This window comes from Streptomyces sp. NBC_01803 (assembly GCF_035917415.1).
Taxonomy (GTDB): Bacteria; Actinomycetota; Actinomycetes; order Streptomycetales; family Streptomycetaceae; genus Streptomyces.
Genome location: NZ_CP109073.1, coordinates 2,629,609 through 2,654,744 on the forward strand (window position 1 = coordinate 2,629,609; position 25,136 = coordinate 2,654,744).

At 73.4% G+C, this 25,136-nt stretch carries 25 protein-coding genes; 14 read left to right on the forward strand and 11 right to left on the reverse strand.

Annotated elements, in window-relative coordinates; genetic code table 11:
- Positions 1–59: 59 nt before the first annotated feature.
- The gene (locus OIE51_RS11445; protein WP_326597451.1) at positions 60–863 is read right to left on the reverse strand and encodes a DUF3027 domain-containing protein; all 804 of its coding nucleotides are present in this window, start codon (positions 861–863) and stop codon (positions 60–62) included.
- 268 nt (positions 864–1,131) lie between these two features.
- Between OIE51_RS11445 and OIE51_RS11450 the strand changes: the two genes are divergently transcribed.
- From OIE51_RS11450 to OIE51_RS11465, 4 genes are read left to right on the forward strand one after another with little or no spacing between them, the layout of a single operon-like run.
- Positions 1,132–2,529, forward strand: coding sequence for an MFS transporter (locus OIE51_RS11450; protein WP_326597452.1), 1,398 nt, complete (start codon positions 1,132–1,134; stop codon positions 2,527–2,529).
- A 27-nt stretch (positions 2,530–2,556) separates the two neighbouring features.
- Complete coding sequence (locus OIE51_RS11455; protein ID WP_326597453.1) at positions 2,557–3,147, forward strand: hypothetical protein; 591 nt, start codon at positions 2,557–2,559, stop codon at positions 3,145–3,147.
- A 17-nt stretch (positions 3,148–3,164) separates the two neighbouring features.
- Positions 3,165–3,938 carry a futalosine hydrolase gene (locus OIE51_RS11460; RefSeq protein ID WP_326597454.1) on the forward strand — a complete coding sequence of 258 codons (774 nt, stop codon included), beginning with the start codon at positions 3,165–3,167 and terminating at the stop codon, positions 3,936–3,938.
- Complete coding sequence (locus OIE51_RS11465; RefSeq protein ID WP_326597455.1) at positions 3,899–4,783, forward strand: 1,4-dihydroxy-6-naphthoate synthase; 885 nt, start codon at positions 3,899–3,901, stop codon at positions 4,781–4,783. Before OIE51_RS11460 ends, OIE51_RS11465 begins: the two co-directional genes overlap by 40 nt.
- 1 nt (position 4,784) lies before the next feature.
- Here the strand turns inward: OIE51_RS11465 and OIE51_RS11470 are convergent, their stop codons facing one another.
- Positions 4,785–5,168, reverse strand: coding sequence for a cold shock domain-containing protein (locus OIE51_RS11470; protein WP_326597456.1), 384 nt, complete (start codon positions 5,166–5,168; stop codon positions 4,785–4,787).
- Positions 5,169–5,332: 164 nt separating this feature from the next.
- Between OIE51_RS11470 and OIE51_RS11475 the strand changes: the two genes are divergently transcribed.
- Positions 5,333–5,584, forward strand: coding sequence for a hypothetical protein (locus OIE51_RS11475; protein WP_326597457.1), 252 nt, complete (start codon positions 5,333–5,335; stop codon positions 5,582–5,584).
- On the opposite strand, the gene OIE51_RS11480 is transcribed toward OIE51_RS11475, so the two are convergent.
- Entirely contained in the window at positions 5,563–6,210 is a 648-nt protein-coding gene (locus OIE51_RS11480; RefSeq protein WP_326597459.1) for an HAD family hydrolase, read from the reverse strand. The two genes, OIE51_RS11475 and OIE51_RS11480, sit on opposite strands and share 22 nt — an antisense overlap.
- 156 nt (positions 6,211–6,366) lie before the next feature.
- On the opposite strand from OIE51_RS11480, the gene OIE51_RS11485 reads away from it, so the two are divergent.
- From OIE51_RS11485 to OIE51_RS11505, 5 genes are all read left to right on the forward strand, one after another.
- On the forward strand, positions 6,367–7,344 hold the full coding sequence (locus OIE51_RS11485) for a FecCD family ABC transporter permease (RefSeq protein WP_326600601.1): 978 nt from the start codon (positions 6,367–6,369) through the stop codon (positions 7,342–7,344).
- Positions 7,341–8,387, forward strand: coding sequence for a FecCD family ABC transporter permease (locus OIE51_RS11490; RefSeq protein ID WP_326597461.1), 1,047 nt, complete (start codon positions 7,341–7,343; stop codon positions 8,385–8,387). The genes OIE51_RS11485 and OIE51_RS11490 overlap by 4 nt, the downstream gene beginning before the upstream one ends.
- Positions 8,384–9,217, forward strand: coding sequence for an ABC transporter ATP-binding protein (locus OIE51_RS11495; protein WP_326597462.1), 834 nt, complete (start codon positions 8,384–8,386; stop codon positions 9,215–9,217). The genes OIE51_RS11490 and OIE51_RS11495 overlap by 4 nt, the downstream gene beginning before the upstream one ends.
- The gene (locus tag OIE51_RS11500; protein ID WP_326597464.1) at positions 9,214–10,179 is read left to right on the forward strand and encodes an ABC transporter substrate-binding protein; all 966 of its coding nucleotides are present in this window, start codon (positions 9,214–9,216) and stop codon (positions 10,177–10,179) included. Before OIE51_RS11495 ends, OIE51_RS11500 begins: the two co-directional genes overlap by 4 nt.
- A gap of 192 nt (positions 10,180–10,371) precedes the next feature.
- Positions 10,372–11,916, forward strand: coding sequence for a hypothetical protein (locus tag OIE51_RS11505; protein ID WP_326597466.1), 1,545 nt, complete (start codon positions 10,372–10,374; stop codon positions 11,914–11,916).
- Here the strand turns inward: OIE51_RS11505 and OIE51_RS11510 are convergent.
- Positions 11,913–12,236, reverse strand: a complete 324-nt coding sequence (locus tag OIE51_RS11510) for a hypothetical protein (protein WP_326597467.1) — start codon at positions 12,234–12,236, stop codon at positions 11,913–11,915. The two genes, OIE51_RS11505 and OIE51_RS11510, sit on opposite strands and share 4 nt — an antisense overlap.
- A gap of 158 nt (positions 12,237–12,394) precedes the next feature.
- Positions 12,395–13,189, reverse strand: coding sequence for a response regulator transcription factor (locus OIE51_RS11515; protein ID WP_326597468.1), 795 nt, complete (start codon positions 13,187–13,189; stop codon positions 12,395–12,397).
- Between the two features lie 363 nt (positions 13,190–13,552).
- Between OIE51_RS11515 and OIE51_RS11520 the strand changes: the two genes are divergently transcribed.
- On the forward strand, positions 13,553–14,548 hold the full coding sequence (locus OIE51_RS11520; protein ID WP_326597469.1) for a hypothetical protein: 996 nt from the start codon (positions 13,553–13,555) through the stop codon (positions 14,546–14,548).
- Here OIE51_RS11520 and OIE51_RS11525 read toward each other — a convergent pair.
- Together OIE51_RS11525 and OIE51_RS11530 are read right to left on the reverse strand one after the other, a co-directional pair.
- Positions 14,521–14,751: a DUF397 domain-containing protein gene (locus OIE51_RS11525; protein WP_326597470.1), complete on the reverse strand. Its 231-nt coding sequence runs from the start codon at positions 14,749–14,751 to the stop codon at positions 14,521–14,523. The two genes, OIE51_RS11520 and OIE51_RS11525, sit on opposite strands and share 28 nt — an antisense overlap.
- A gap of 80 nt (positions 14,752–14,831) precedes the next feature.
- Positions 14,832–15,686, reverse strand: coding sequence for a helix-turn-helix domain-containing protein (locus OIE51_RS11530; protein ID WP_326597472.1), 855 nt, complete (start codon positions 15,684–15,686; stop codon positions 14,832–14,834).
- A 201-nt stretch (positions 15,687–15,887) separates the two neighbouring features.
- Between OIE51_RS11530 and OIE51_RS11535 the strand changes: the two genes are divergently transcribed.
- On the forward strand, positions 15,888–18,272 hold the full coding sequence (locus OIE51_RS11535; protein WP_326597474.1) for a helicase-associated domain-containing protein: 2,385 nt from the start codon (positions 15,888–15,890) through the stop codon (positions 18,270–18,272).
- Between the two features lie 81 nt (positions 18,273–18,353).
- Positions 18,354–19,169, forward strand: coding sequence for a M23 family metallopeptidase (locus OIE51_RS11540; protein ID WP_326597476.1), 816 nt, complete (start codon positions 18,354–18,356; stop codon positions 19,167–19,169).
- 330 nt (positions 19,170–19,499) lie between these two features.
- Here OIE51_RS11540 and OIE51_RS11545 read toward each other — a convergent pair whose 3' ends face one another.
- Positions 19,500–20,141, reverse strand: coding sequence for a VanZ family protein (locus OIE51_RS11545; RefSeq protein WP_326597478.1), 642 nt, complete (start codon positions 20,139–20,141; stop codon positions 19,500–19,502).
- Positions 20,142–20,253: 112 nt separating this feature from the next.
- Here OIE51_RS11545 and OIE51_RS11550 point away from each other — a divergent pair, with 112 nt between their 5' ends.
- On the forward strand, positions 20,254–21,915 hold the full coding sequence (locus tag OIE51_RS11550; RefSeq protein WP_326597480.1) for a DNA repair helicase XPB: 1,662 nt from the start codon (positions 20,254–20,256) through the stop codon (positions 21,913–21,915).
- A 278-nt stretch (positions 21,916–22,193) separates the two neighbouring features.
- Here the strand turns inward: OIE51_RS11550 and OIE51_RS11555 are convergent, their stop codons facing one another.
- The 3 genes from OIE51_RS11555 to galT all read right to left on the reverse strand — a co-directional run bounded on the left by OIE51_RS11555 (position 22,194) and on the right by galT (position 24,937).
- Complete coding sequence (locus tag OIE51_RS11555) at positions 22,194–22,346, reverse strand: hypothetical protein (protein ID WP_326597482.1); 153 nt, start codon at positions 22,344–22,346, stop codon at positions 22,194–22,196.
- 298 nt (positions 22,347–22,644) lie between these two features.
- Positions 22,645–23,784: a galactokinase gene (galK, locus tag OIE51_RS11560; RefSeq protein WP_326597483.1), complete on the reverse strand. Its 1,140-nt coding sequence runs from the start codon at positions 23,782–23,784 to the stop codon at positions 22,645–22,647.
- Positions 23,785–23,881: 97 nt separating this feature from the next.
- Positions 23,882–24,937 (reverse strand): galactose-1-phosphate uridylyltransferase, encoded by a 1,056-nt coding sequence (gene galT / locus OIE51_RS11565; protein WP_326597485.1) that lies wholly within the window; start codon positions 24,935–24,937, stop codon positions 23,882–23,884.
- Between the last annotated feature and the right edge of the window lie 199 nt (positions 24,938–25,136).

Sequence of the window (25,136 nt, forward strand, 5' to 3'; positions counted from 1 at the left end):
ACCGGTTGGTACCGGACCGGTCGGAACGAGCCGCTCGCCGGGAGCCCCGGACCGGAGCCCTACAGGGGATCGGCCGCCAGGTGGTCGATCACGGGCGGGGCCGGCTGCGCGGGCCTCGGGGTGACGGCCGCCTCCGAGTGCGCGCCGCAGCCGTAGGCGAGCGAGACCACGTGCCCGTCCGCCGGGGAGAACTCGTTGGCGCACACTCCGAACGCCTGCCGCAGCGCGCCCGCCATCGGCATCAGGAACCCGCAGCTCAGACAGCTCGCCGGGGCCGCCTGCGCCATCGGGGACTCGGGGCCGAAGCCCTCCTCCCAGCGGTCGGCGGCGTCCTGGAGGCCGTACCAGGACAGCACCCGGCGCCGGCCGAGGCCCAGTTCCCCGGCGATGTCGGCGACGCCGCCGCGCCGGATCAGCTCGCCCTCCTCGGCGGCCCGCTCCTCGATGATCTCCTCGCCGGGACCGGCGAACCCCGGGTCCAGGCGCGGGTCGTCGCTCTCGGCCGGCAGCAGGTCGCCGGGGCCGAGGTCGCCGGGGCGCAGCCGTTCGCTCCACGGCACCCACTCGGGGGCCAGCAGCGCCTCCGAGCCGGGCATCAGCGTGACCTCGTCCACCGTGACATAACGGGCCCGCGCGGCGCGGGCGACCGTGACGCCCCAGTGCCAGCCCGGATAGCCGGGCTCCTCGCTCGCGAAGAGATGGGTGACGAGCCGGTCACCCTCGGCGACGGCCCCCAGATACTCCCCGAGCGGGTGCGGATACGCGGCCTGCGCCGCGGCGTCCCGCGCGAGCTCCACCGCGTCGGCGCACAGCCGGTCAGGGCTCTGGCTTCGCGTCCCGGTCCCGGTCCCAGCACCACTCACAAGAAACTCTCCTACGCCGCCATTGTCGCGAGCGGGCGCCTTGGACTACCCCCGAGCGAAGCCTGGGGGAGAACGGGCCGACGGAGCGGACGCTGGGACCGCTGCGACGTCGGGCTGAACGAGACAAGGCGCACCGTCCACCCACGCTACCGCACGGGCCAGGGAGCCTGTGCATGGACCGCGAAACAGCGACTCTTCTCGTAAACCCCTGTAAAGGGGCCGCGAGAAGGAGGAAGCGGGCTCCGTTCTGCCCTTAGGCTTGGGAGCCGTGGCTGCTGCTGGCGGATCGTCCGAGCTGAAGACCGGGTCCGGCTCCGGGCTTTTCCGGGCGGTACGGGCGACCGGTCGCGCCATCCCGGGGGTGCCGATCGCGCTGGGCCGCCGCATCCGCCGCGCGACGCACGCGCACGGGGCCGGGGAGTCCGGGCTGGCCAAGCTGATCGAGCTGCACGCCGTTCACTCCATGGGCGACATGCTCGTCACGATGGCGCTGGCCTCCACCATCTTCTTCTCGGTGCCCACCGACGAGGCGCGCGGCCGGGTCGCGCTGTATCTCGCCGTCACCATGGCCCCGTTCATCCTCCTCGCCCCCGTGATCGGCCCGCTGCTGGACCGTCTCCCGCACGGTCGCCGCGCCGCCATGGCGGGCGCGCTGCTGGCACGCGGGCTGCTGGCGCTGGTGATCGCGAGCGCGGTGGCGGGCGGCGGCCTGGAGCTGTATCCGGCGGCGCTCGGCGTGATGGTGTGTTCCAAGGCGTACAACATCGTCCGCTCGGTGGCCGTCCCCCGCCTGCTGCCCGCCCGGATCTCGCTGGTCAAGGCGAACGCCCGGATCACCCTCACCGGCCTCATCGCGGCGGGCGTCGCCGCGCCCATCGGCCTGGGGCTGAACGCCATAGGGCAGGAGTGGCCGCTGTACGGCGCCTGCGCGATCACCGTGCTGGGCGCGATCCTCTCCTTCCGGCTGCCGCACCAGGTGGATCTGGCGCGCGACGAGCGCAAGGTGCACCTGGCCGAGCTGGCCCAGGCCAGGGCCGGGATGTCGCGCGACGCGGAAGAGGGGCGGCCCGGCGGGCTGCGCGGCATCGACTCGCCGGTGTTCAAGGCGCTGGTGGCCAACGCCGGGCTGCGGTCGCTCTCCGGCTTCCTGCTCTTCTATCTGGCGTTCCTGCTGCGCGACGAGCCGCTGCCCGGGCTCACCGCCGCCTTCTCCCTCGGCGTGGTCGGTGTCGCGGCCGGCACGGGCAACGCGCTGGGCAACCTGCTGGGGAACTGGCTGCGCGACCGCGCCCCCGAGCTGATCCTGCTGATGGTCCTGATCCTCGCGCTCTCCTGCACGGTCGCGGCGGCCACGAGCTACACGTCGGTGACGGTCGTGGCGGTCTGCGCGGCGGCCGGGATCTGCCAGGCGCTGGGCAAGCTGTCGCTGGACGCGATGATCCAGCGGGACGTGCCGGAGGTGGTGCGGACCTCGGCGTTCGCCCGCTCCGAGACGTCGTTGCAGATGGCGTGGGTCGGGGGTGGCGCGATCGGGATCTCGCTGCCGCTGGACGGCACACTGGGCATGACGGTCGCGGCCTGCCTGGTGCTGGTGGGCACGGCCACGACCATCAGAAGTCTCGTGTCCGCGGCGCGGCGCGGCTCGCCGCACCCCCGCGTCAAGTGAGCCACGCCGCCGGGTTAACCTGCCCGCATGACTGCGTACGCCACGAAGTGCATCCGACGGCTGGGGGGCCGCCGGGCCGCCCGTACCACCTTCGCCATCGGCGCTGTTTCGCTGGGACTCGTCGCCCTCTCCGCGTGCGACAAGCCGGGGCCGCACGCCAGCTTCACGGTCGGGACGAGCACCGAGTCGCACGAGGCCGCCGACGACTGCTGGGACGACGGCGAGCCGCTGGGCGCCGAGCGGGCGCAGTCCTGCGTCGAGAGCGAGGACGGCGTGCCGGTCATCTCCGTGGAGACCGGCGACACCTTCCGCGTCGGCGTGGACCCGGAGATCGCCGACACCGGCTGGCTGATCTTCTATCAGGGTCAGCCGTACGAGGCGGAGCCGTACACCACGACCTACGAGACGTTCGCCGTGGACGACCTGTACCAGGTGATGCGGCAGCAGTCGCCCGGCCAGGTGCCGGAGCGCGACACCCTGCGGATCGTCGTGGCACAGGTGAGCGAGGACTACGACATGGAGGAGATCTGGTCGTCCTCGTCCCAGGAGGAGTACCAGGAGAAGCTGTTCGGCTCGTTCGAGGGCGTGTGGAACCTCGAACTCGAACCCCAGGACTGACGGCGGCGCCGCCTCGTATGACCGGCCTGACGCGCGTTCTGGTCGTCACCGCCGTCTCCTCGGAGCGTGACGCGGTGACGCGGTCCGTCGCCCGGGGCGCCGTGCCCCTGCCGGGCGTCCGGCCCGAGGTGCTGCGGGTATGTCCGCTGCACACCCGGGTCGTGGTGGACGCGGTCGCCGCCGGGGTCGGCCCGGCCGCCGCCGCCGCGGGGGCCGCGACATCGCTGGCGCTGGCGCCCGGCCGGGGCGAGCCCTACGACCTGGTGATCTCGGCCGGTATCGCGGGCGGATTCGCCTCGCCGACGACCGTCGAGGGCACGGTCGTCGCCTCCTCGATCATGGCCGCCGATCTCGGCGCGCAGACGCCCGAGGGCTTCTCGGACGTGGCCGAGCTCGGCTTCGGCATCGTCGCCCACCAACCGCCGCCCACCCTCGCGAAGTCGGCCGCCGCCGCGCTCGGCGCCACGTACGGGCCGGTGCTGACCGTCTCGACCGTCACCGGCACCGCCGACCGCGCCACCGAGCTGGCCGCGCGGCACCAGGGCGCGGCGGCCGAGGCGATGGAGGGGTTCGGCGTGGCGACGGCCGCCGCCCTGCACGGCGTTCCGGTGCTGGAGATCCGCACCGTTTCCAACTCCGTCGGCCCACGCGACCGCGCCACCTGGCGTATCCCGGAGGCGCTGCGCGCGCTGACGGACGCGTTCGCCGCGCTATGGCCGGTAGTCGACACCTGGAAGGACCGTGAGGGACCGTGGCCGATGAGGAACTCCCCGCACAACGGCGGCCGTTGAACATCTCGTACTCGCCCTGCCCCAACGACACGTTCGTCTTCCACGCCTGGGCCCACGGTCTGGTGCCCGCGGCACCCGCCGTCGAGGTCGGCTTCGCGGACATCGACATCACCAACGGGCTGGCCGAGCGCGGCGAGGGCGACATCCTCAAGGTCTCCTACGCGGTGCTGCCATGGGTCCTGGACGAGTACGCGCTGCTGCCCTGCGGCGGCGCCCTGGGACGCGGCTGCGGGCCGCTGGTGCTGGCGCCCGGGCCGCTGGAGCCAGCCGCCCTGGCGGGGAAGAGCGTGGCGGTCCCGGGCGAACGGTCCACCGCCTACCTGCTGTTCCGGCTCTGGGCGGCGGCCCGGGTGCCGGGCGGGGTCGGTGAGGTGCGGGTGATGCCGTTCCACGAGATCATGCCCGCGGTGCGCGACGGCCGGGTGGACGCGGGGCTCGTGATCCACGAGGCGCGGTTCACCTATCCGCGCTTCGGGCTCCACCAGCTCGCGGATCTCGGCGAGTTCTGGGAGGGGACCACCGGACACCCCATCCCCCTGGGCGCGATCATCGCCAAGCGCTCCCTGGGCGAGGAGCGGCTGCGCGCCGTCATCGAGTCCATCAGGGCGTCGGTGCGCCGGGCGTGGGCCGATCCGGCGGCCAGTCAGGACTACGTTCTGGAGCACGCCCAGGAGATGGACCCGGCGGTGGCGGACGCTCATATCGGCCTGTATGTCAACGAGTTCACCGCGGATCTGGGCGAGGCGGGCTACGCGGCGGTGCGGGAGCTGCTGACGCGCGCGGCCGACGAGGGCCTGGTGCCGCGGGTGCCGGAGGCCCGGCTGGCGTCGCTGTCCCCCCGGTAGGTCAGACGTCCAGCTGGTCGGCCACGGCGCGCAGCATCCCGGCGATCTTCCGGCCGTTCTGCCGGTCCGGGTAACGGCCGCGTTCGAGCTGCTGGGAGACGCCGTCGAGGAGCGTGGTCAGGTCCTGCACGATCGAGGCCAGCTCGTCCGGCTTGCGCCGCTGCGCGACGGCGACCGAGGGCATGGGGTCGAGCAGCACCACCGACAGGGCCTGGTCGCCCCGCTGACCCGCGACGACGCCGAACTCGACGCGCTGTCCGGGCCGCAGCACGTCCACCCCGCCGGGCAACGCGGAGGAGTGCACGAAGACATCGCCGCCGTCGTCACGGGAGAGGAAGCCGAAGCCCTTCTCACTGTTGAACCACTTGACCTTGCCGGTAGGCACGTGTCCTCGTCCTCGCACTCGTTCCACAACGATGGGGCGGGCCGCTGGACCCGCCACCTCCCAGGCTAATCGCCCCCGGCCCGGTGACAAGATGCCGCCGGGCCGTTTCGGAGGATCACTGCCCCCGGGTCGTGGCGAGTATGCGCGCCTGCGACCCTGGACGGGTGAGTGGATACGCGAGCAAACCCGGAGACCTGCTGGTGCGCGTGGGCGGCGTCGTCTTCGCCGTCGGCGCGGTGGCGACGCTGGTCACCGTGATTCCGCTGTTCATCGGCGCGGACCCGCTGCCCACGGCCGCGTATGTGGTGTCGATGCTGATGGGTGTCGGGTTCCTGATCGCGGGCGCCGGGCTGGTGCGTTCGATCGCGCATCAGCGGCGGCGGGACCGGGCGGCTCAGGGGCGCTCGGCGAGGTAGCCCGCCAGCCAGGCCGGGAAAGCGGCGAGGTCGGGCAGCACCACGTCGGCGCCCGCCGCCCGCAGCTCCGCCTCGGGGCACGGCCCGGTCGGCACGGCGACCGACAGCGCGCCGGCGGCCTTGGCGCCGCGCACGTCCCCGGTGTGGTCCCCGACGTACACGGTCGCGTCGTGGTCGCGCAGCGCCTGCGCCTTGGCCTCGGCCCAGAGCGAGCCGATGACGGCGTCCGGTTCGAGGCCGAGGTGCTCGATGTGCAGCTTGGCGTTCGGCTGGTACTTGGCGGTGACGACGACGGCCCGGCCGCCGTGGCCGCGCACGGCGGCGATGGCCTCCCGGGCGCCGGACATCGCCGGGACGGCGCGGATGGCGTGCGTCACGTACAGCGTGCGGTACAGGTCACCGACGGCGGGGATGTCGGCGGCGGGAAACCAGTGCGCCAACTCCTCCTCCAGCGGCGGCCCGAGGCGGGTGATGGCCAGCTCGGCGTCGACGTACACGCCGGTCTCCGCGGTCAGCGCCTCGTAGGCGGCCTTGATGCCGGGCCGGGAGTCGATGAGCGTCATGTCGAGGTCGAACCCGACGGTCGGGGCGGGTGTGCGCGAGAGGGACTGCGGAGAAGACGGCATGCCGCTATTGTGCCCCCAGCACATCCCTTTGGTTAGGATCGCCTAACCTAACTAGACGCTCCACCCCCTCGCTCCGTCACACCGCCGCACTCGACCTCGGGGACCCGCAGGATGCAAGCCGTTGAGAATCCGCCGCGCTCGCGCGCCCGTTCGCGGATGGGTCTGGTGACCGCCGCGGCGGTGGGCGTGGGGCTGGCGGTGGTGCTGAGCCTCGCGGTCGGCAGCCGTTCGATCGCGCCCGACGAGGTGTGGCGGGCGTTGTTCCTCGACGGCACCGGCCCGGACGCGGAGGTGGTGACCGAGCTGCGGCTGCCGCGCACGCTCATCGGCCTGATGGTCGGGGCGGCCCTCGGCATGGCGGGCGCGGTGATGCAGGGCCTGACCCGCAACCCCATCGCGGAGCCGGGCATCCTCGGCGTCAGCCAGGGCGCGTCGGTCGCCGTCGTCCTCGCCATCGCCTACGCCGGAGTGCACACCCTGGCCGGTTACGTCTGGTACGCCTTCGCCGGGGCCGGGCTCGCGGCCGTCGCCGTGTACGCGGTCGCGGCGCGCGGCCGGGACGGCGCCTCGCCGGTGAAGCTGGCCCTGGCCGGCGCGGCGATCAACGCGCTGCTCGCGTCCGTGATCGCCGCCGTGCTGACGACGCAGGCGGCCACGCTGGACGAGTTCCGGTTCTGGCAGATCGGCTCGCTCTCCGGGCGGGACGCGGAGATAGCCGGGCAGATCTGGCCGTTCCTGCTGGCCGGGACGGTGCTGGTGATCGCGGCGGCCCGGGGCCTGGACGCGCTGGCCCTCGGCGACGACGTGGCGCGCGGGCTGGGCCAGAACGTGGCCCTGGTCCGCGTCACCGGCGGCCTGGGCGCCGCGGTGCTCACCGGCGCGGGGGTCGCGGCGGCCGGCCCGATCGCCTTCGTCGGCCTGGCCGTTCCGCACATCGCCCGGGCCCTGGTCGGCTCCTCGCACCGCTGGCTGCTCCCGATGGCGGCGCTGCTCGGTCCGGTCGTGCTGCTGGTCGCGGACGTGGCCGGCCGGATCGTCTTCCCGCCCTCCGAGATCCCGGCGGGCGTGACGACCGCGCTGATCGGCGTCCCCTTCCTGGTCTACCTGGTCCGCCGGACGGGAGCCGCCACATGACCGCCACCGTGCCCGCCGGGTACGTCGTCGCGCGGCGGCGCCGTGCCTCGTTCCTCGTCCACCGACGGGCGACCGCCGTCGCGGCCGGACTCGCCGTCGCGCTCGCCGCCGCCTGTCTCGCCGCGCTCTGTCTCGGCGAGTCGGCCGTCGCGCCCGACCAGGCGCTGCGCGTGGTGTTCGGGCTGTCGTCCTCCGACGAGTTCGTCATCGGCACGCTGCGGCTGCCGCGCCTCACGGTCGGGCTGCTCGTCGGCGCCGCGCTCGGGGTCGCCGGGGCGCTGATCCAGACCGTCGCCCGCAACCCGCTCGCCAGCCCCGACGTCATCGGCGTCACCCACGGCGCCGCCGCCGTGACGGTCGGGGCGATGACCTACGGCGTGGGGTCCGCCACCGTGCTGCCGTACTGGTCGGTCGCTGGCGGGCTGCTGGCCGCCGGGCTCGTCTATCTCTTCGCGTGGCGCGGGGGGTTGCACGCGGGCCGATTCGTCCTGATCGGCATCGGCTTCGCCGTCGCCCTGCGCTCGATCACCCAACTCTTCCTCACCAAGGGCGACTACACAGTCGCCCAGCAGGCCACCGTATGGATGACCGGATCGCTCAACGGCCGCGGCTACGAGGAGGCGGTGCCGCTCGGCTGGGCGCTGCTGCTCCTGCTGCCGGCCGTGCTGTGGGCCGCCCGCGCGCAGCGGACCGTCGTGCTGGACGACGACACGGCCACCGCGCTCGGCGTCCGGCTCGGGCCGGTCAGGCTCGGCCTGGCCACCCTCGGCGTACTGCTGGCCGCGCTGGCCACCGGCGCCGCCGGGCCGGTGGACTTCGTGGCGCTGCTCGCGCCGCAGATCGCCCGGCGCCTGACCCGGACCGCCCAGATCCCGCTGCTGTGTTCGGCGCTCGCGGGCGCGTTCATCACCGTCCTGGCCGATGTGCTGGCCCGACTGGTCTTCTCCCCCACCGAGCTGGCCGTGGGCGTCGTCACGGCGGCGGTCGGCGCGCCCTATCTGCTCTGGCTCATCGTCAACAACCGCACGGGAGGCCGTTCGTGACCGACCACCGGCTCAGCGCCCGCGAACTGACCCTTGGCTACGACGAGTCCCGCGCCGCCGTGGTCGAGGGACTCAACCTGGACATCCCGGACGGCGAGGTGACCGTCATCGTCGGCCCCAACGCCTGCGGGAAGTCGACCACGCTGCGCGCCCTGGGCCGATTGCTCAAGCCGCGCGGCGGCGCGGTGCTGCTCGACGGGCAGGAGCTGTCGCGCGTGCCGACCCGGCGGATCGCGCGGACGCTCGGGCTGCTGCCGCAGTCACCGGTCGCGCCGGAGGCGATCACCGTCGCCGACCTGGTCTCCCGTGGCCGCCAGCCGCATCAGCGATGGTGGCAGCAGTGGTCCGAGGCGGACGAGCGGGCGGTGACCGAGGCGATGGCGCTGACCGACGTCACCGCGCTCGCGGAGCGCCCGGTCGACGCGCTGTCCGGCGGGCAGCGGCAGCGGGTGTGGATCGCCATGGCGCTGGCCCAGGAGACGGACCTGCTGCTGCTGGACGAGCCCACCACCTTCCTCGACATCGCCCACCAGGTCGAAGTCCTCAATCTAGTCCGCCAGTTGGAGAGGACTGTCGTCACCGTGCTGCACGACCTCAACCAGGCGGCCCGGTACGCCGACTATCTGGTGGCCATGAAGGACGGCCGGATCGCCGCCGCCGGACGGCCCGGCGAGGTCGTCACCGCCGAGTTGGTCCGCCACGTCTTCGGCCTCGAAGCCGTCATCATCCCCGACCCGGTGACCGGTTCACCGCTCGTCGTCCCCGGCGCACCTGTCCCCCGCCCGCGCGCCACGGGCACCCCGCACATGAGAAAGGCACCCATCAGATGAACCGCCGTATCACCGCCACCACCCTCGTGCTCGCCGCCACGCTCGGCCTCAGCGCGTGCGCCGGCGACGACGACTCCGCCGACGACGCCAACGAGACGTCCGGCGAGAGCGGTACCCGAACCGTCGAGACGGCGATGGGCCCGGTCGAGGTGCCGGAGGACCCGCAGCGCGTCGTCGTCCTGGACACGGCGGAGCTGGACAGCCTGATCACGCTCGGCGTCACCCCGGTCGGCGCCGTGCAGGCCGATGTCAACGCCGAGTTCCTCGACTACCTGCCCGAGGACCAGCTGGCCGGCATCGAGAACGTCGGCGCGATCGCCGCGCCGAACCTGGAGGCCATCCACGAGCTGGAGCCCGACCTGATCATCGGCAGCAAGGTGCGCGACGAGCAGCGCTACGACGAGCTGTCCGCGATCGCCCCGACCGTCTTCACCGAGACCGTGGGCGCGCCCTGGAAGGAGAACTTCCTCGTGCACGCCGACGCGCTGAACAGGACGGAGGAGGCCGAGGCCGTCGTCGCCGAGTACGAGACGCACGTCGCGGAGGTGACCGAGGCGATCGGCGGCCCGGAGGTGGCGGCCGACACCGAGGTCAGCATGCTGCGCTTCATCGAGGGCGGCAACACCCGGCTCTACGGCCGGGAGAACTACATCGGCACCATCCTGGAGGACCTCGGCCTCGGCCGCCCCGCGATCGCGGACGAGGCGGAGGACGGCTTCGCGGTGGAGGTGAGCCCGGAGCAGGTCGACCAGGCCGACGGTGACGTCATCTTCTACACCTCCTACGGCGCCCCCGACGCCTCCGGCGAGGAGGCCGCGGTCGGCGGCCCCCTGTGGGACGACCTGACGGCGGTCCAAAACGACCGGGCGTTCCACGTGAACGACCAGCTCTGGTTCCTGGGCATCGGCTACACGGCGGCCGACCAGATCCTGGACGAGCTCCAAGGGCACCTGGCCCCGTGACCCCCGCGGCCCCCGCGGCCCCCGCCCCGAACGCCCCCCATCGGGAGGGGACCCGGCCGGCTGGGAGATAGTGTCCACCGGGTGTGGGCGGCCGGATTCCGGCCGATGCCCGGGGTGCTGGAACCGTACTGGCGGGGTCACCGTCCGTTTATCCGTGGGTAGTAGCAGTCCGGGACTCTCAAGGGGGCCGATGTGACCGTTCCCGGTTTCGGCAGTCCGATACCGCCGCCGCCCGTGGCCCCGCCGACGGTTGGCCTGCCGCGCGACCCGTGGATCGCGGTGATCGCCGCATTGCTCAACCTCAGTGGACTGGGCGCGGGTTACGTCTATCTGCGGCGCTGGCGGCGGGCCATACCGAGCTGGGCCGTCACCGCGGCCCTGCTCTTCCTCGCGCTGCCCGTCGAGGCCGAGGGCATCGCCGGCCTGTGGGCCGCGCTCTACGCGGGGTGGCTGGTGCTGAGCGCGCTGGACGGCTGGCGGCTGGCCCGGCGGGCGCCGGGGCCGGGGCGGTGGCTGCCCCTCACCGCCGGGGTGCTGCTGTTGGCGCTTCCGGCCGGGGGCTTCGTGTTCTTCGACCGCGCCCAGGAGCAGGCGCTGGAGGACGACCTCCAGGAACGGCTCGCCGCCGCCGACGTGTTGGTGGACCGGGCGGCCGGGGAGCCGTTCGAGTCGGCCGAGGAGTCGTACCGCTCCGCGCTCACCGAGTATCTGGCCGTGCGGGCCGAGTACCCCTCGACGGACGCGGCCGGTGACGTGCCGGACCGGGTGGACGACCTGTACGGGCGGGCCACCGGCGGCGGTTCGGCGGACGACCCGTGTGCCGTGCTCGACCCGCTACGGTTCTTCCGGGGGTTGCCGGACGAGTTCGAGGACGCCGAGGCGGAGCGGCTGGCGGAGCGGGCGCGGGGGGAGCTGCCCGAGCCGCTGCACGGCTGCGGGCTGCTGCGCGCCGAACGGTCCGACGTGTCGGCGGCCAGGGCACCGCTGACCGAACTGCTCCAGGACCACGCCGAGTCGGAGTACGCCGCGGCGCTCCCCGACGAGCTGGGCGAGCGGCAGCGCGACGTGATCGAGGCCCTCGGCGGGGACGCGCCCTGCGAGGCGCTGGAGCGACTGCGGTCCCTCAACCAGCTGTTCGGCGACCTCCCGGGCGCCGCGTTCGGCGAGATGGCCGCCGACGGCGCGGAGCCCGTGCCCGAGGGCCTGTACCAGTGCGGCACCACCAGCTTCCTCGCCGGCGACTTCGGCGGCGCCGGGGACGTGCTCACCGAGCTGGTGGACGACTACCCCGACCACGAACGGGTCGACCGGGCCGGGGACATCCTGATCGCGGCCGAGATCGCGGAAGAACTGCCCTCGGCGGGCGAGGAGTTGCCACCGACTTCCGGCTCGACGGGCGGTGCCGTGATCACCCTGGAGGTCTTCAACGACTCCCCGTACGAGCTGGAGCTGCTCTTCACCGGCCCGCGCACCGGCTCCGAGCGGGTGGCGGCGTGCGGCGACTGCTCCCTCTACCCCGGCGACCCCGGGGACAGCGCCTGCTCGGAGAGCGGCGTCGACTACCCGAGCACGACCCTGGAACTCCCGGCCGGGGACTACTACTTCCTGCACCGTTCACCCGGCGAGGAGACCCGGCACCTGGCCGAGGCCGACTCGTTCGACCCCGACTACATCTACACCTACTGCTCCTACATCACCGAGGACGACCTGCTGCCGGGCGGCGGCACCGACGTCTAGGGCCCGTCTTCGAAGGGGGGCGTCCGACCGCCCACGGCGTCCGGCGCGTGCGATCGCAAGCCGCCGGACCGTCCTCGGGCGCATGGGGGTCCCCCGGACGGGGTCGGGGCCCAGGCCCAGAAGTCGCGCAGGACGTCGGCCGTGTCGTTGCCGTGGCCGCACTCATAGGCGAGGACCCAGTTGGCGCCCGTGATCGGGGAGCCGTCGCCGCCGATGTCATCGATGGAGAACGGGAAGTCGTCCGGGATCTCCGCCTCTTCACAGGCGGCGGCGGTGGCGGCCAGGGTCGGTTCGATCGGGGTGCCGTCCTCGTTGACCACCCGGGCCGTCGCCAGGCCGTCGCGCGGCGCGTAGGACGGGTTGACGTACCAGAGGCCGTCGGGGCCGGCCCCGAGCGCACACCCGGGAAGAGACCGTGAGAGGGCCGGGCCGGACGCCGCCCGGCCCGGTGGTCGTCCACCGGGCCGGGTGGCTCTGATCAGCTACTGGGCGGTACGAGACGGTAACCGACACCCCGCACGGTCTGGATGATCTCGGGGTGATGCGGGTCGTCACCGAGGCGCTCGCGAAGGCGGCGAATGTGAACGGTGATGGTGTTCGACCGCCGGGCGCCCTCACCCCACAGCTCGGCGCGGATGCGGTCGCGGGTGATGACCTTCTCCGCGTGCAGCATCAGGAGATGCAGGAGCTGAAACTCGCGCAGCGGCAGCCGGGCCGTGGACATCCCGTGCATCCGCACCTCGTACGTGCTGGGGTCCAGCGTCAGCGGGCCGCAGACCAGCGGCTGGTCCCAGCCGCGCGCGCCCCGGTCGGCCAGGCTGAGCAACTGCGCGACCTCGCGCGGGCGGTAGGGGCGGGCGACGCAGGCGCTGGCGCCGGCGGCGAGCGCGGGCGCGACCTGGGCCGTGTCGTCGGGGCCCACGCCGAGCACCACCGGGATGGACAGCCGCCGCCGCACCAGCCGCAGCACGGTCGCGCCGTCGATCACCGGCAGGTCGGCGGAGACGAGCAGCACGTCGGGCTTGCGCAGCCCCGCCTCCAGCAGCGCGGTCGCCCCGTCCGCGCAGTGCACCACCGACACCTGATACTTGGCGAGCTGGGCGGACAGCCCCTGCCGGATCCGTTCGTCGGCGTCCGCGAGGAGCACGACGGGGTCGGAGCCGAGCGGTATCCGGGTCCGCGCCGGAACGACATGCTCGCCCGCCGGGTCATCCACCAGCTCGTCCGCGGCGGACGCACTTCTCGGTCGCGTGGTGCTCAACCAGGCGCCCATGGCGCTCTCCCTCGCTGTCGGTCGCGGCAGTAAGGCCAGTTGCCAAGGTGCGGCTCCCGGGGCGTGGTGTCGGGGTCCGTCAAGGACGTTCACCATGTAACGAGCCTCGGGTAGCGGGTTGTACGGCCTTCGGTGAACCCGCGATGAACAACGGCGTTCCCCCCGGTGCCAGGGCCCGATCGGCCTTGCCCGCCCCCCTGCGCGCGGGGGGTGGGCGGGTGAAGGAAGCCTGACCGGGCGGGTGTTCGGGCGGCGGCGGGGCGGGCGGACGGCACGGTCCGGGTGACGCCGTGGTCAGCGGGGGCGGGAGGGCCGTAGCATCGTGCATCGGGTTCCGGACCGGTGGACGCAGGGGCAGTTGGTGTGGGCATCGAAGGTGAAAAGCTCGTATTCGACTATCTGAGCCGTGTCGGCGATCTCGCCCACGGCACGAGCATGTCGGCGGCTCAGCGGGCGACGCTCGTGAACCGGCTGCGCGACGAGATCGGCAAGCAGCGGGCCGCCGCCGGCGGTGCCGAGAGTCAGGCCGCCGTGCGGCGCATCCTCGGGCGGATGGGACGGCCGGAGGACCTGGTGGCCGAGGCCGTCTCCGACCCCCCCGCCCCCGGTCGGTCCGCCCCCGGTCCGTCCGCGCCCGTGCCGGGGCCGCGCGCGCCCGTGGGGTCGCCCGGCCCGGGCCGGGCCGGGGCGTCGGCCGCGCCCGGCACGCCGTTGGAGACGCCGTTCGAGACGCCGGCCGGCGGACCGTTCGGAGGGGACTCCGGCTGGCTCGGGCGACCGGACGGATTCTGGCCGGATGGACCGATCGGCGCCTTCCGGGGCGGCATCGAGAACCCCGACGTGCTCCGCCCGAGGCCCGAGCCCGAGCCGGAGAAGGAGCGGGAGCGGGAGGAAGGGGGGCCGGAGCAGGAGGCCGGGGAGGCGTCCGGTGCCGGACCCGGGCCGATCGTCGGGAAGGGGCCGTCCCCCGCGCGGCGGCTGGCCGGCGCGGCGCTGCGCGGCAGGCGCGTCGGCGGGCCGGTCGAGCTGCTCGGCGTCGCGCTGCTGCTGGCGGGCACGGTGGTGGGCTCGGTCGTGGTGCTCGGCCTCGGCTGGGCGGCGGCGTACTGGTCGCCACGGCTCAGCCGCCGCGAGGCGCGATGGGCGACGCTGGGCATGCCCGCGCTGATCGCCGGCGGCTACGCGGCCTGGCTCGCCGGCCGGACGGGCGGGTACTGGGGCGCCACGCTGGCGGACGGACAGGCCCAAGAGCTGTTCGCCGACCACTTCCCCTGGCTGCTGCGCGGCGCGGCCGTCGCCAGCGCGTCGTTCCTCTTCTACCGCGCCCGGCGTCACCGCCCGCCGGCCGACGCTTCCTGACGTGCGCTCAGGCCGTCGAACCGTCCGCCCTTCACCCCGCCGAGCAGCGCGGCCAGCCGGGCCGCGCTGGTCATGACGACGGACCGGGGCGCGTCGCTCTCCCTCAACAGCAGCCCGGCGTCATGCTGGGCCAGCTCCACACAGGTGCCCTCCGCGCCGCTGGAGAAGGAGGAGCGCTGCCACCGGGTCGGAACAGAGGTCATCATCGCCCCTCAGCATTCGCGTGGATCGCGTGGATCTCACGGGTCTCACCGGCTCCATGGGACTCACCGCTCTCCCGTGCTCACAGTTCGCGCGCGATGTGGTGGATGAGCTGCCGGGACTCCTCCGGGTTCAGTGTCACCTTGCCGGCGCGGTCGAAGAACATCCGGTATCCCGCCAGTTCGGCGTCCGTGTCGAGGAAGCCGCCGCCCCGGGGCGTGTCGACCTGCACGGTGTCGAGCTGCGGCACCGGCCCGGCCGCGTAGGTGACGGGCTGGGTGGCCTCGAAGAAGTCCTCATTGGTGAACGGGATGACCCGCACGGTCACATGGGGTCGCTCACTGAGCGCCATCAGGTGTTCGAGCTGCGCCCGGACGACCTTCCGGCCGCCGAAGCGCATGCGCAGCGCGGCCTCGTGGATGAAGGCGTCGAGCGGCGGCGGTGCCTCCCGCTCCAGGACGATCTTCCGCCGCATCCGCAGCTCGGTGCGGGCCTCGGCCTCCTCCGACGGCAGCTCCGGGAAGACGCCCCGGAACAGCGCCCGCGCGTAGTCCTCGGTCTGGAACAGGCCGGGAACGGACACGGTATGCACGAACTGCATCGATACCGCGTGGTACTCCATTTCCGCGACATCGAGAAATCCGGGAGCAAGGATGCCACGGTATTCATCCCACCAGAACTGCCCCCGGTGCTCCCGGGCCATGGCGCAGAGGGTGTTCAGGAGGGCCTGGTCGGAGCAGGAATAGAAGGTGGCCAGCTTCCGGATGCGCTCCTCACTGACGCCGATCCGCCCCGACTCTATGTGGCTGATCTTCCCCTGGTCGGTGCCGAGCATGCCCGCGGCCTCCCTGGCCGTTCTGCCCGCCCGCTCGCGCAGTTTGCGCAACTCCGCGCCCAGCCGCGCCTGGCGGGCGGTCGGATTCTCCCTCGGCGGCATCGTCTGTTCTGTCCTTCCGTCGGCTGGTCCCCGAGTCTGCCGCCCCCTCACCCCCCGAGTCCACTCGCCTACGCTTCCCCCTTTGCACAGTTGCCCCGGTGCAATAATGCCCCCCATGTCACGGGGGCGTAGAGCGCTGTTCAGCGGCATGTTCTGTTCATCCGGTGCGTACGGGACCTGGGTACCGCTACCGTTGGTCGGATGACCAGCACCGGCCCCCGCACCCTCGCCGACGAGCTGCGCTCGCGCTCCGACGCCGAGCTGGCCGGACTGCTGCGCGCCAGGGCGGACCTGCTCTCGCCGCTGCCCGGCGACCTGTCCCAGCTCGCGACCCGCGCCGGGACCCGGGCGTCGGTGACACGCGCGCTGGAACGGCTCGACACGTTCACCCTCCAGACCGCCGAGGCGCTGGCCGTCGCGCCGCACCCGTGCCCGTATCCCGCGCTCGCCGCCCTGCTGCCCGGCGGCGCCGAGCGGCTGCCGCACGCGCTGGCCACGCTGCGCGCCCGCGCCCTGCTGTGGGGCAGGCCGGAGGCGCTGCGGCTGGTGCGCACCGCGCAGGAGCTGCTCGCGCCCACCGCCGCCAGACCCAGCGGGACCGGCCTCGGCCCCACCCTCGCGGAGGCGGCGGCGGGCATCTCGCCCAGCCGGATGCAGGAGCTGCTGGTCAACGCCGGACTGCCGCCGAGCCACGACCCGGTCAGCGCGCTGTCGGCGCTCGCCGGGCTGTTCACCGACCGGACCCGGCTGGGCGCGCTGCTGGAGGACGCCGGACCCCAGGCCCGCGCCGTCCTGGACCGCCTGGCCTGGGGCCCGCCCTACGGCGAGGTCTCCCACCGCCCCGGACCGCACGTGCGCCTGCTCCTCGACCGCGGCCTGCTGATGCCCGCCGCCCCCGGCACCGTCGTCCTGCCCCGCGAGGTCGCGCTGCACCTGCGCGGCGGCCACGCCCACCGCGAGCTGCGGCCCCACCCGCCGTGGCCGGCCCTGCGCGCCCAGCTCCCGCCGCCGGCCGTCGACGCCGCGGCGGGCGGCGCGGCCTACTCGGCGCTGACGGTCGTCGAGGAGCTGCTGACCTCGTGGGAAACGGAGGCGCCGTCCGTCATGCGCACCGGCGGGCTGGCCGTGCGCGACCTCAAGCGCCTGGCCGTGACCCTGGACATGCCCGAGCCGGAGGCCGCGTTCTGGGTGGAGCTCACCTACGCGGCCGGGCTGCTGGCCGCCGACGGCGAGGTGGACGAGCGGTACGCGCCGACCCCCGCGTACGACGCCTGGCTGGAGCTGTCGCCCGCGGCGCGGTGGACGCGGCTGGCGACCGCCTGGCTGACCGCGACCCGCGTCCCGGGCCTGGTCGGCACCCGTGACAGCAAGGGCCGGCTGCTGGCGGCGCTCGGCCCCGGGCTCGACCGCGGACCGACCGTCGAGGTGCGCCGCCATGTGCTCGACCTGCTCGCCTCCCTGCCCGAGGGCGGCGCCCCACGCCCCGGGGACGTGCAGGAGCGCGTCCGCTGGGAGCTGCCGCGCCGGCTGCCGGAGGACTCGCGGACGCTGCTGTGCGGGGCCGTGGTGGCCGAGGCCGAGTACCTGGGCGTCACCGGACGCGGCGCGCTGGCGTCGTTCGTCCGCCCGCTGCTGGACACCGCGCCCGGGGAGGAGGACGCGGCCGAGCGGCTCGCCCCGCTCCTGCCGGAGGCCGTGGACCACATCCTGGTCCAGGCCGATCTGACCGCGATCGCCCCCGGGCCGCTGTGCCGGGAGCTGCGCCAGGCGATGGCGGTGGCCGCCGACGTGGAGTCCCGGGGCGGCGCGACGGTCTACCGGTTCACGCCCGGCTCGGTGCGCCGCGCGCTGGACGCCGGATGGACGTCCGACGACCTGCACACGTTCCTCGCCGACCACTCCCGCACCCCCGTGCCGCAACCCCTGACGTATCTCGTGGACGACATGGCGCGACGGCACGGGCGGCTGCGCGTCGGGGCCGCGTCGAGCTATGTGCGCTGCGACGACGAGGCGCTGCTGACCCAGCTCCTCGCGGACCGCCGCGCCGAGCCGCTGCGGCTGCGCCGCCTCGCGCCGACCGTCGCGATCTCCGCCTCCCGGCCCGACATCCTGCTGGAACGGCTGCGCGAGATCGGCTTCGCCCCGGCCGCCGAGTCGGTCGAGGGCACCGTGCTGTCACTGCGCCCGCGGACCCGCCGCACGCCGCCGCGCACCGCCCCCGAGCCGGCCCCGGACAGCCCACCGCCGGCCGACGACACGCTGCTGACCGCCGCCGTGCGGGCGATCCGGGCCGGCGACCACGCGCGGGGCGAGGCCCCCCGCCCGTCGGGAGGACGGGTGCCGGAGCCCACCGGCCCACCGCCCCGCACGCCCCCGGAGGAGACCCTGACCACCCTCCGCGCGGCGGCGGGCGACGGCGCGCTGGTGTGGATCGGCTACGTCGGCGCGGACGGGGTGGCCACGCAGCGCGTGCTGTCCCCCGTTCGGGTGGAAGCCGGCTTCGTCACGGCGTTCGACCACACGGCGGACGAGATCCGCACGTACCCCCTGCACCGGATCACGGGCGGCATCACGCTCCGGGAGTAGGGGCCGCCGGGTCCCGGGCATGTGTCATGAGCACTCCGGGTAGATCCGTCTCGCCCCTTGGATCTACGCGGGAGGACCCCCATGCGCTCGATACGAGTCGCCCTGCTCGCACTCGGAGCCCTGTTCGCCACCGTGCTGACCGCGCCGCCCGCCCAGGCCGCGCCCACCTTCAAGGCGCCGTTCGCCTGCGGGCAGCAGTGGACCTACAGCCACCACTCGGCCGAGGTGCGCCGCGCGCTGGACTTCGTCCGCGGCGACGGCGGCACCACCAACAACGCCCCCGTTCTCGCCTCCGCCGCCGGCACCGCCACCCGCTACAACCAGCCCGGCGGGGCGGGGCAGTACATCGTCATCGACCACGGCGGCGGCTGGAAGACCTACTACTTCCACCTCAACGCCTACTCCGTCGCCACCGGCCAGTTCGTCAACCAGGGCCAGCAGATCGGCACCACCGGATCGACCGGCAACTCCAGCGGCCCGCACATCCATTACGAACAGCTCTACAACGGCGTCGGCCAGAACATCGTGATCAACGGCCAGTCGCTGCCGTATCCGTCCTCGTACTACGTCAACTACCTGACCAGCGACAACGGTTGCGGCGGCAGCACCGCCAAGTACTGGGTGGACACCTTCGCCCGGACCGACGGTTACGCCACCGCCTCCACCACCTCGCCGCAGGGCGCCCTCTACGCGGGCACCAACTACGTGTACTGCAAGGTCTGGGGAGAGAACTACAGCGGCGCCTACGGATACAACCACTGGTGGCTGCGCACCGATCTGGACGAGACCTATCCCGGCGGGAACGGACGCGGGGCCTACGTTCCCGCCTATTTCCTCAGCCGGTGGGGTAACGACGAGGCCAGGGACAACAACGGCACGGTCATCCCCGACTGCTGAGCCGCGAACGAACAGCCGAACGAGTGCCAGCGCCATCTTGAGTCCGATCACCGTTCCGGCCGAACTGGCCGCGTACCACGCCCACTTCGACGGCGAAGCCGACCGCGCCTGGATCTCCGGGCTGCCCCGGGCTGGCCGAGTGGACGATGACGCGCTGGAAGCTCACCGCGACCGGTGCGTGCCGGCCCGGGATGGCCGCCCGCGTGGTCCCGGTGGTCCGCGCCGACGGCTTCCCGGCGGCGCTCGAGCTCCAGCCGCCGGGCGACGACGAGACGGCCGGCGAGCCCGACCCGGTCCTCCTCGCGGCACGGCTGCTCGCCCGCCGCTGCCTCACTCCCCGGCGGCCCGCTCCGCCCCCCGCTCCGATCCCGACCCGGACCCCGACCCGGACCCCGACCCCGGAGCCCGCCCCGGCCGCCGGGTCCACGCGTGCCACCAGTGGTGACGGCGCGGATGCAGCGCCCGGCCCAGCCGCCGGCCGAGCAGGAGATAGCCGATCAGCGCGCCCGTCGTGTTGAGGATCACGTCGTCGATGTCGAAGGTGCGGCCCTCGACGATCAGGCCCTGCGAGATCTCCACCATCACCATGACCAGCGCTGTGACCACGACCACCCGCAGCAGCCCCCGGGTGCGCGGGAAGAGCATCGGCAGCAGGACGCCGAACGGCAGGCCGAGCAGCACGTTGCCGCCGATCTGCCGGACGGTGTCGAACCGGGAGGGCTGGTCGAGATAGGTGCGGATCGAATGGCCGGGCCGCAGGTTGGAGTGGACCAGCTCCGCCGAGCCGGGCGAGGGCACGAGCGTGACCTGGGCGAGCGCCACGGCGAACGCGACCATGCACACGAAGGCCACCGCCAGCACCGCGGCCCGCGCGAGGACGGCCCCCCACGATCCCCGTTGCAGCACGGGCCCGGCGGCACGGGTCCCGGGCTCCTCGCTCCGCGCCGACCGGAACAGCGTCAGACGCGACATCGTTACCCCCTTCGGCCGACAGCCCATCTCCGACCGCCTACCCGCCGCCCGATGCGGGACACTGGTGGTTTGGCCCCGCCGCACGGCACCGCACCGCGAAGGAAGGCATCACGTGAACGGTCCGCTCATCGTGCAGAGCGACAAAACGCTGCTGCTTGAGGTCGACCACGAGCAGGCCGAGGACTGCCGCCGGGTCATCGCGCCGTTCGCCGAGCTGGAGCGGGCGCCCGAGCATGTCCACACCTACCGGGTGACCCCGCTCGGCCTGTGGAACGCCCGCGCCGCCGGGCACGACGCCGAGCAGGTCGTGGACGCGCTCGTCACGTACTCCCGCTATCCCGTGCCACAGGCCCTTCTGGTGGACGTGGCGGAGACCATGGCCCGCTACGGGCGGCTCAGCCTCTTCAAGCACCCGGCGCACGGTCTGGTCCTCCAGTCCACCGACCGGCCGGTGCTGGAGGAGATCCTGCGCTCCAAGCGCGTCAAACCGCTGGTCGGCGCCCGCCTGGACCCGGACACGGTCGCCGTTCACCCGTCCGAGCGCGGCCAGATCAAGCAGGCGCTGCTCAAGCTGGGCTGGCCGGCCGAGGACCTCGCCGGGTATGTGGACGGCGAGGCGCACCCGATCGACCTGCGGGAGGACGGCTGGAAGCTGCGGCCGTACCAGGAACAGGCTGTCACCGGCTTCTGGCACGGCGGCTCGGGCGTCGTCGTGCTGCCGTGCGGCGCGGGCAAGACGCTGGTCGGCGCCGGGGCGATGGCGCGGGCGCGTTCGACCACACTGATCCTCGTCACCAACACCGTCTCGGCCCGGCAGTGGAAGGCCGAGCTGGTGCGCCGCACGTCGCTGACGGAGGACGAGGTCGGCGAGTACAGCGGCGCCCGCAAGGAAGTCCGGCCGGTCACCATCGCGACGTACCAGGTGCTGACCACCAAACGGAAGGGCGTCTTCCCTCACCTGGAGCTGTTCGACTCCCGTGACTGGGGCCTGATCATCTACGACGAGGTGCATCTGCTGCCCGCGCCGGTCTTCAAGTTCACCGCCGACCTCCAGGCCCGCCGCCGGCTCGGGCTGACCGCCACGCTGGTACGGGAGGACGGCCGCGAGTCGGACGTCTTCTCGCTGATCGGGCCCAAGCGGTTCGACGCGCCGTGGAAGGAGATCGAGGCCCAGGGGTACATCGCGCCCGCCGACTGCGTGGAGGTCAGGGTCGACCTGACCGAGTCGGAGCGGCTGGCGTACGCCATGGCCGAGCCCGAGGAGCGGTACCGCTTCTGCGCGACGACCGACTCCAAGCGGCGCATCACCCAGTCGCTGGTCCGCCGCCACCTGGGCGAGCAGACGCTGGTGATCGGCCAGTACATCGACCAGCTGGACGAGCTGGGCGAGCTGCTGGGCGCCCCGGTGATCAAGGGCGAGACGAGCAACGCGCAGCGCGAGAAGCTGTTCGAGGCGTTCCGCGCGGGCGAGCTCCAGGTGCTGGTCGTCTCCAAGGTGGCGAACTTCTCGATCGACCTCCCGGAGGCCACGGTCGCCATCCAGGTCTCCGGCACGTTCGGCTCCCGCCAGGAGGAGGCCCAGCGCCTCGGCCGCGTCCTGCGCCCCAAGGCGGACGGTCACGAGGCGCGCTTCTACTCGGTGGTGGCCCGCGACACGGTCGACCAGGAGTTCGCGGCCCACCGCCAGCGCTTCCTGGCCGAACAGGGCTACGCCTACCGGATCATGGACGCGGGCGAACTGACGTCCCCGGGCGAGGAGATGGACGAGGTCTGACACGGACACGACGTCGTGATCCCCGGGCGATCCGCCGGACCTGGCGGCGACGGCACCTGCTGTACGGCCGGCGGGAAGGCGGCGATGCGGGACCTGACGTGGCAGAAGTCCAGCTTCAAACGGTGGTTCGGGGAGCGGCGCATGCGTGGAGTTCCCGGCCGGGGGCGATGCGTTGCTCTCCTCCGCGAAGGCCAGGGGCCCCAAGCGGCCCTCCCCACTGACTCCGCTCGCCTCGCGGCCCTTCTCGCCGCGTTGAAGGCCGGCCGCGTCGGTCTGAGCTAGCGCGGCTCGCGGGGGTCGACGCGGCCGAGGATCACGACCTCGAACGTGACGCCCGCGACCACGCGGACGGTGCGCAGGGCGTTGCCCAGCGCGTGCCGGGCGTGGTGCGCGGAGGGGGCGGCGGATGGGTGCACGGATACGGTGGTCATGGCATCAAGGCTGCTCCTGGCCACCCCCGCACGGCATCGGCCCACGGACTGATCGGCCCGCCCCCGCGCCTCAGCCCTCCGGATCACCGATCCCCTAGGGGACGACGGCGGGCGACCCGGAGGTCAGGCGCCTGCGGCGGCGGATCGCGGCGGAAGCTCAGCCTTGCCGGACGGGGCCTGTGGCAGCCATTCGACCTTGCTCACGGCCCCGTGCCCTCCCCGCGCGGTTCGGCGAGGAAGTCCTCATGCGAGGTGCTTCGGGCTGTCCCGTCGAGGCGCCCCATCGGGCACGGAACCGTCACATCGGGAGCCGCTGGGCTCCGGATGAGGGGATCGCCTCGAAGACGCGCGGTGGGTGATGGCCGACTCCCGTGAAGGCGTCCAGGACAGCCTTGCCGGTCGCCTCGGTGGCGTCGGCGTCCACCAGCACGATGGCTGATCCTCCGAAGCCGCCGCCGGTCATGCGGGCGCCGAGCGCGCCGGCGGAGGTGGCGGTGGTGACGACGAGGTCGAGTTCGGGGCAGGAGACCTCGAAGTCGTCGCGCAGCGAGGCGTGTCCGGCGGTGAGCAGCGGCCCGATCTCGCGGGCGCGGCCCGCGTCGAGGAGCGCGGAGACCCGTTCCACCCGGTGGTTCTCCGTCACGACGTGCCGGACGCGGCGGCGGAGGGTCTCGTCGGGCAGCCGGGTCAGGGCCTCGTCCAGTCCCTCGTACGGAACGTCGCGCAGCGCCGGGACGCCGAGAGCCGCCGCGCCCGTTTCGCACTCGGCGCGGCGGCCGGCGTAGGCGCCCTCGGCGTGCGCGTGGCGCACGCCGGTGTCGACCACCAGCAGCCGCAGGCCCTCCCGAGCCATGGCGAAGGGGACCTGGCGCATGCCCAAGTCCCTTGTGTCCAGACGCAGGACGTGTCCGGCGGTGCAGCAGGCGGAGGCCATCTGGTCGAGGATGCCGCTGGGGACGCCGGCGAAGTCGTTCTCCGCGCGCTGGGCGACGCGGGCCAGGGCATCGGGTGCCAGGCCGAGACCGAAGAGGTCGCTCAGCGCCAGGGCGGTGACGACCTCCAGCGCGGCGGAGGAGGACAGGCCCGCGCCGACGGGGACGTCGGAGTCGAAGAGGATGTCCAGGCCCCCGAGGTCGTGGCCGTCCTCGCGCAGCGCCCAGGCCACTCCCGCGGGGTAGGCCGCCCAGCCGGTCACCGCGCCGACGGTCAGCGCGTCGAGGTCGAGGTCGACCGGGCCGGCGGCCGGCATCTGCGCGGAGTACAGGCGCAGTCGGCGGTGGGCGCGGCGGGAGACGGCGGCTCTGGTGGTGTGCGGCAGGGCCAGGGGCAGGACCAGACCGTCGTTGTAGTCGGTGTGCTCGCCGATCAGGTTGACCCGGCCCGGGGCCGCCCACAGGCCGTCGGGCTCGGCACCGTACAGCTCCTCGTGCCTCACCATCGCCCCTGGTCCTCGGGCAGGGCGGCGGCCGGAACTCCGGACTCCGCCGGCACGATCTTCCCGGGATTCCCCGCGCCACGGGTCACCGCGTACCCGCTCACCGGGTCGCCACCTCTCGAAGCCGGTCGGCGGCGGCCTCCGGCAGTACGTCGCTCACGAACGCGCCCATACCGGACTCCGAGCCGGCGAGATACTTCAGCTTGTCGGAGCTGCGGCGGACGGTGAACAGCTCCAGGCGCAGCGCGAAGTCCCCGCGCGCCTCGGCGCCGATCCCGACCGGGGCCTGGTGCCAGCCGGCGATGTACGGCGTCGGCGGCGCATCGGGGCCGAAGAGGCGGTCGAAACGCCGCAGCAGCTCCAGATAGACGCCGGGGAACCCGGCCCGCTCGGCGTCGTCCAGCGCGGGCAGGTCCGGGACCCGGCGCCGGGGATAGAGGTGCACCTCGTAGGGCCAGCGCGCGGCACGCGGCACGAACGCCGTCCAACGCTCCGTCTCCAGCACCACGCGCCGGCCGTCGGCGCGCTCGGCGGCCAGCAGGTCGTCGTAGAGGTTGGCCCCGCCGGTCGCCCGCTTGTGGGCGGCGACCGAGCGCAGGGCCCGGGCCGTCACCGGCGTGATGTACGGGTAGCCGTAGATCTGGCCGTGCGGGTGGGCCAGGGTGACACCGATCTCGGCGCCGCGGTTCTCGAAGCAGTACACCTGCTGAACACCGGGATGCCCGGCCAGGTCACGAGTGCGGTCGGTCCAGGCGTCCAGCACCAGCGCGACCCGCTCCCCGGACAGCCCCGCGAACGACGCGTGGTGGTCGGAGGTGAAGCACACCACCTCGCAACGGCCCGCGGCGCCGCCGAAGGACGGGAAGCGGTTCTCGAAGACCGCCACCTCGTAATCCCCCGCCGGTATCTCACCGAGCCGGTCACCCCGCGACGGACACAGCGGACACTGATCGGCCGGCGGAAGATACGTACGGGACTGCCGGTGCGCCGCATAACCCACCAGCTCGTCACGCAACGGATCACGCCGCACCTCGGACATGGCGGCGACGGGGGCGAGCGGCCGACGATCGGGCACGTCACGGTCCGGCGCGTCGTCCGCGGAATCGTAGTAGATCAGCTCACGGCCGTCGGCCAGCCGAGTCGTGGTCCTCTTCATTTCCCAGAGCCTCAGCATCAAGCCGACAGAGATCAGCAGTATCGAACAGAGTCAAACATAATGAAGCACGCCGGGAGATGACTGTCAACGTCGGCGGCAGCAGGGCCCGCCGCCCACGGCCGAGCCGGCCGTGCCGGATGTCCCGTAGCCGGGTCGGATGGCACGCCGACCGACCGACGTGGTCGGTCAGTCAGGCACG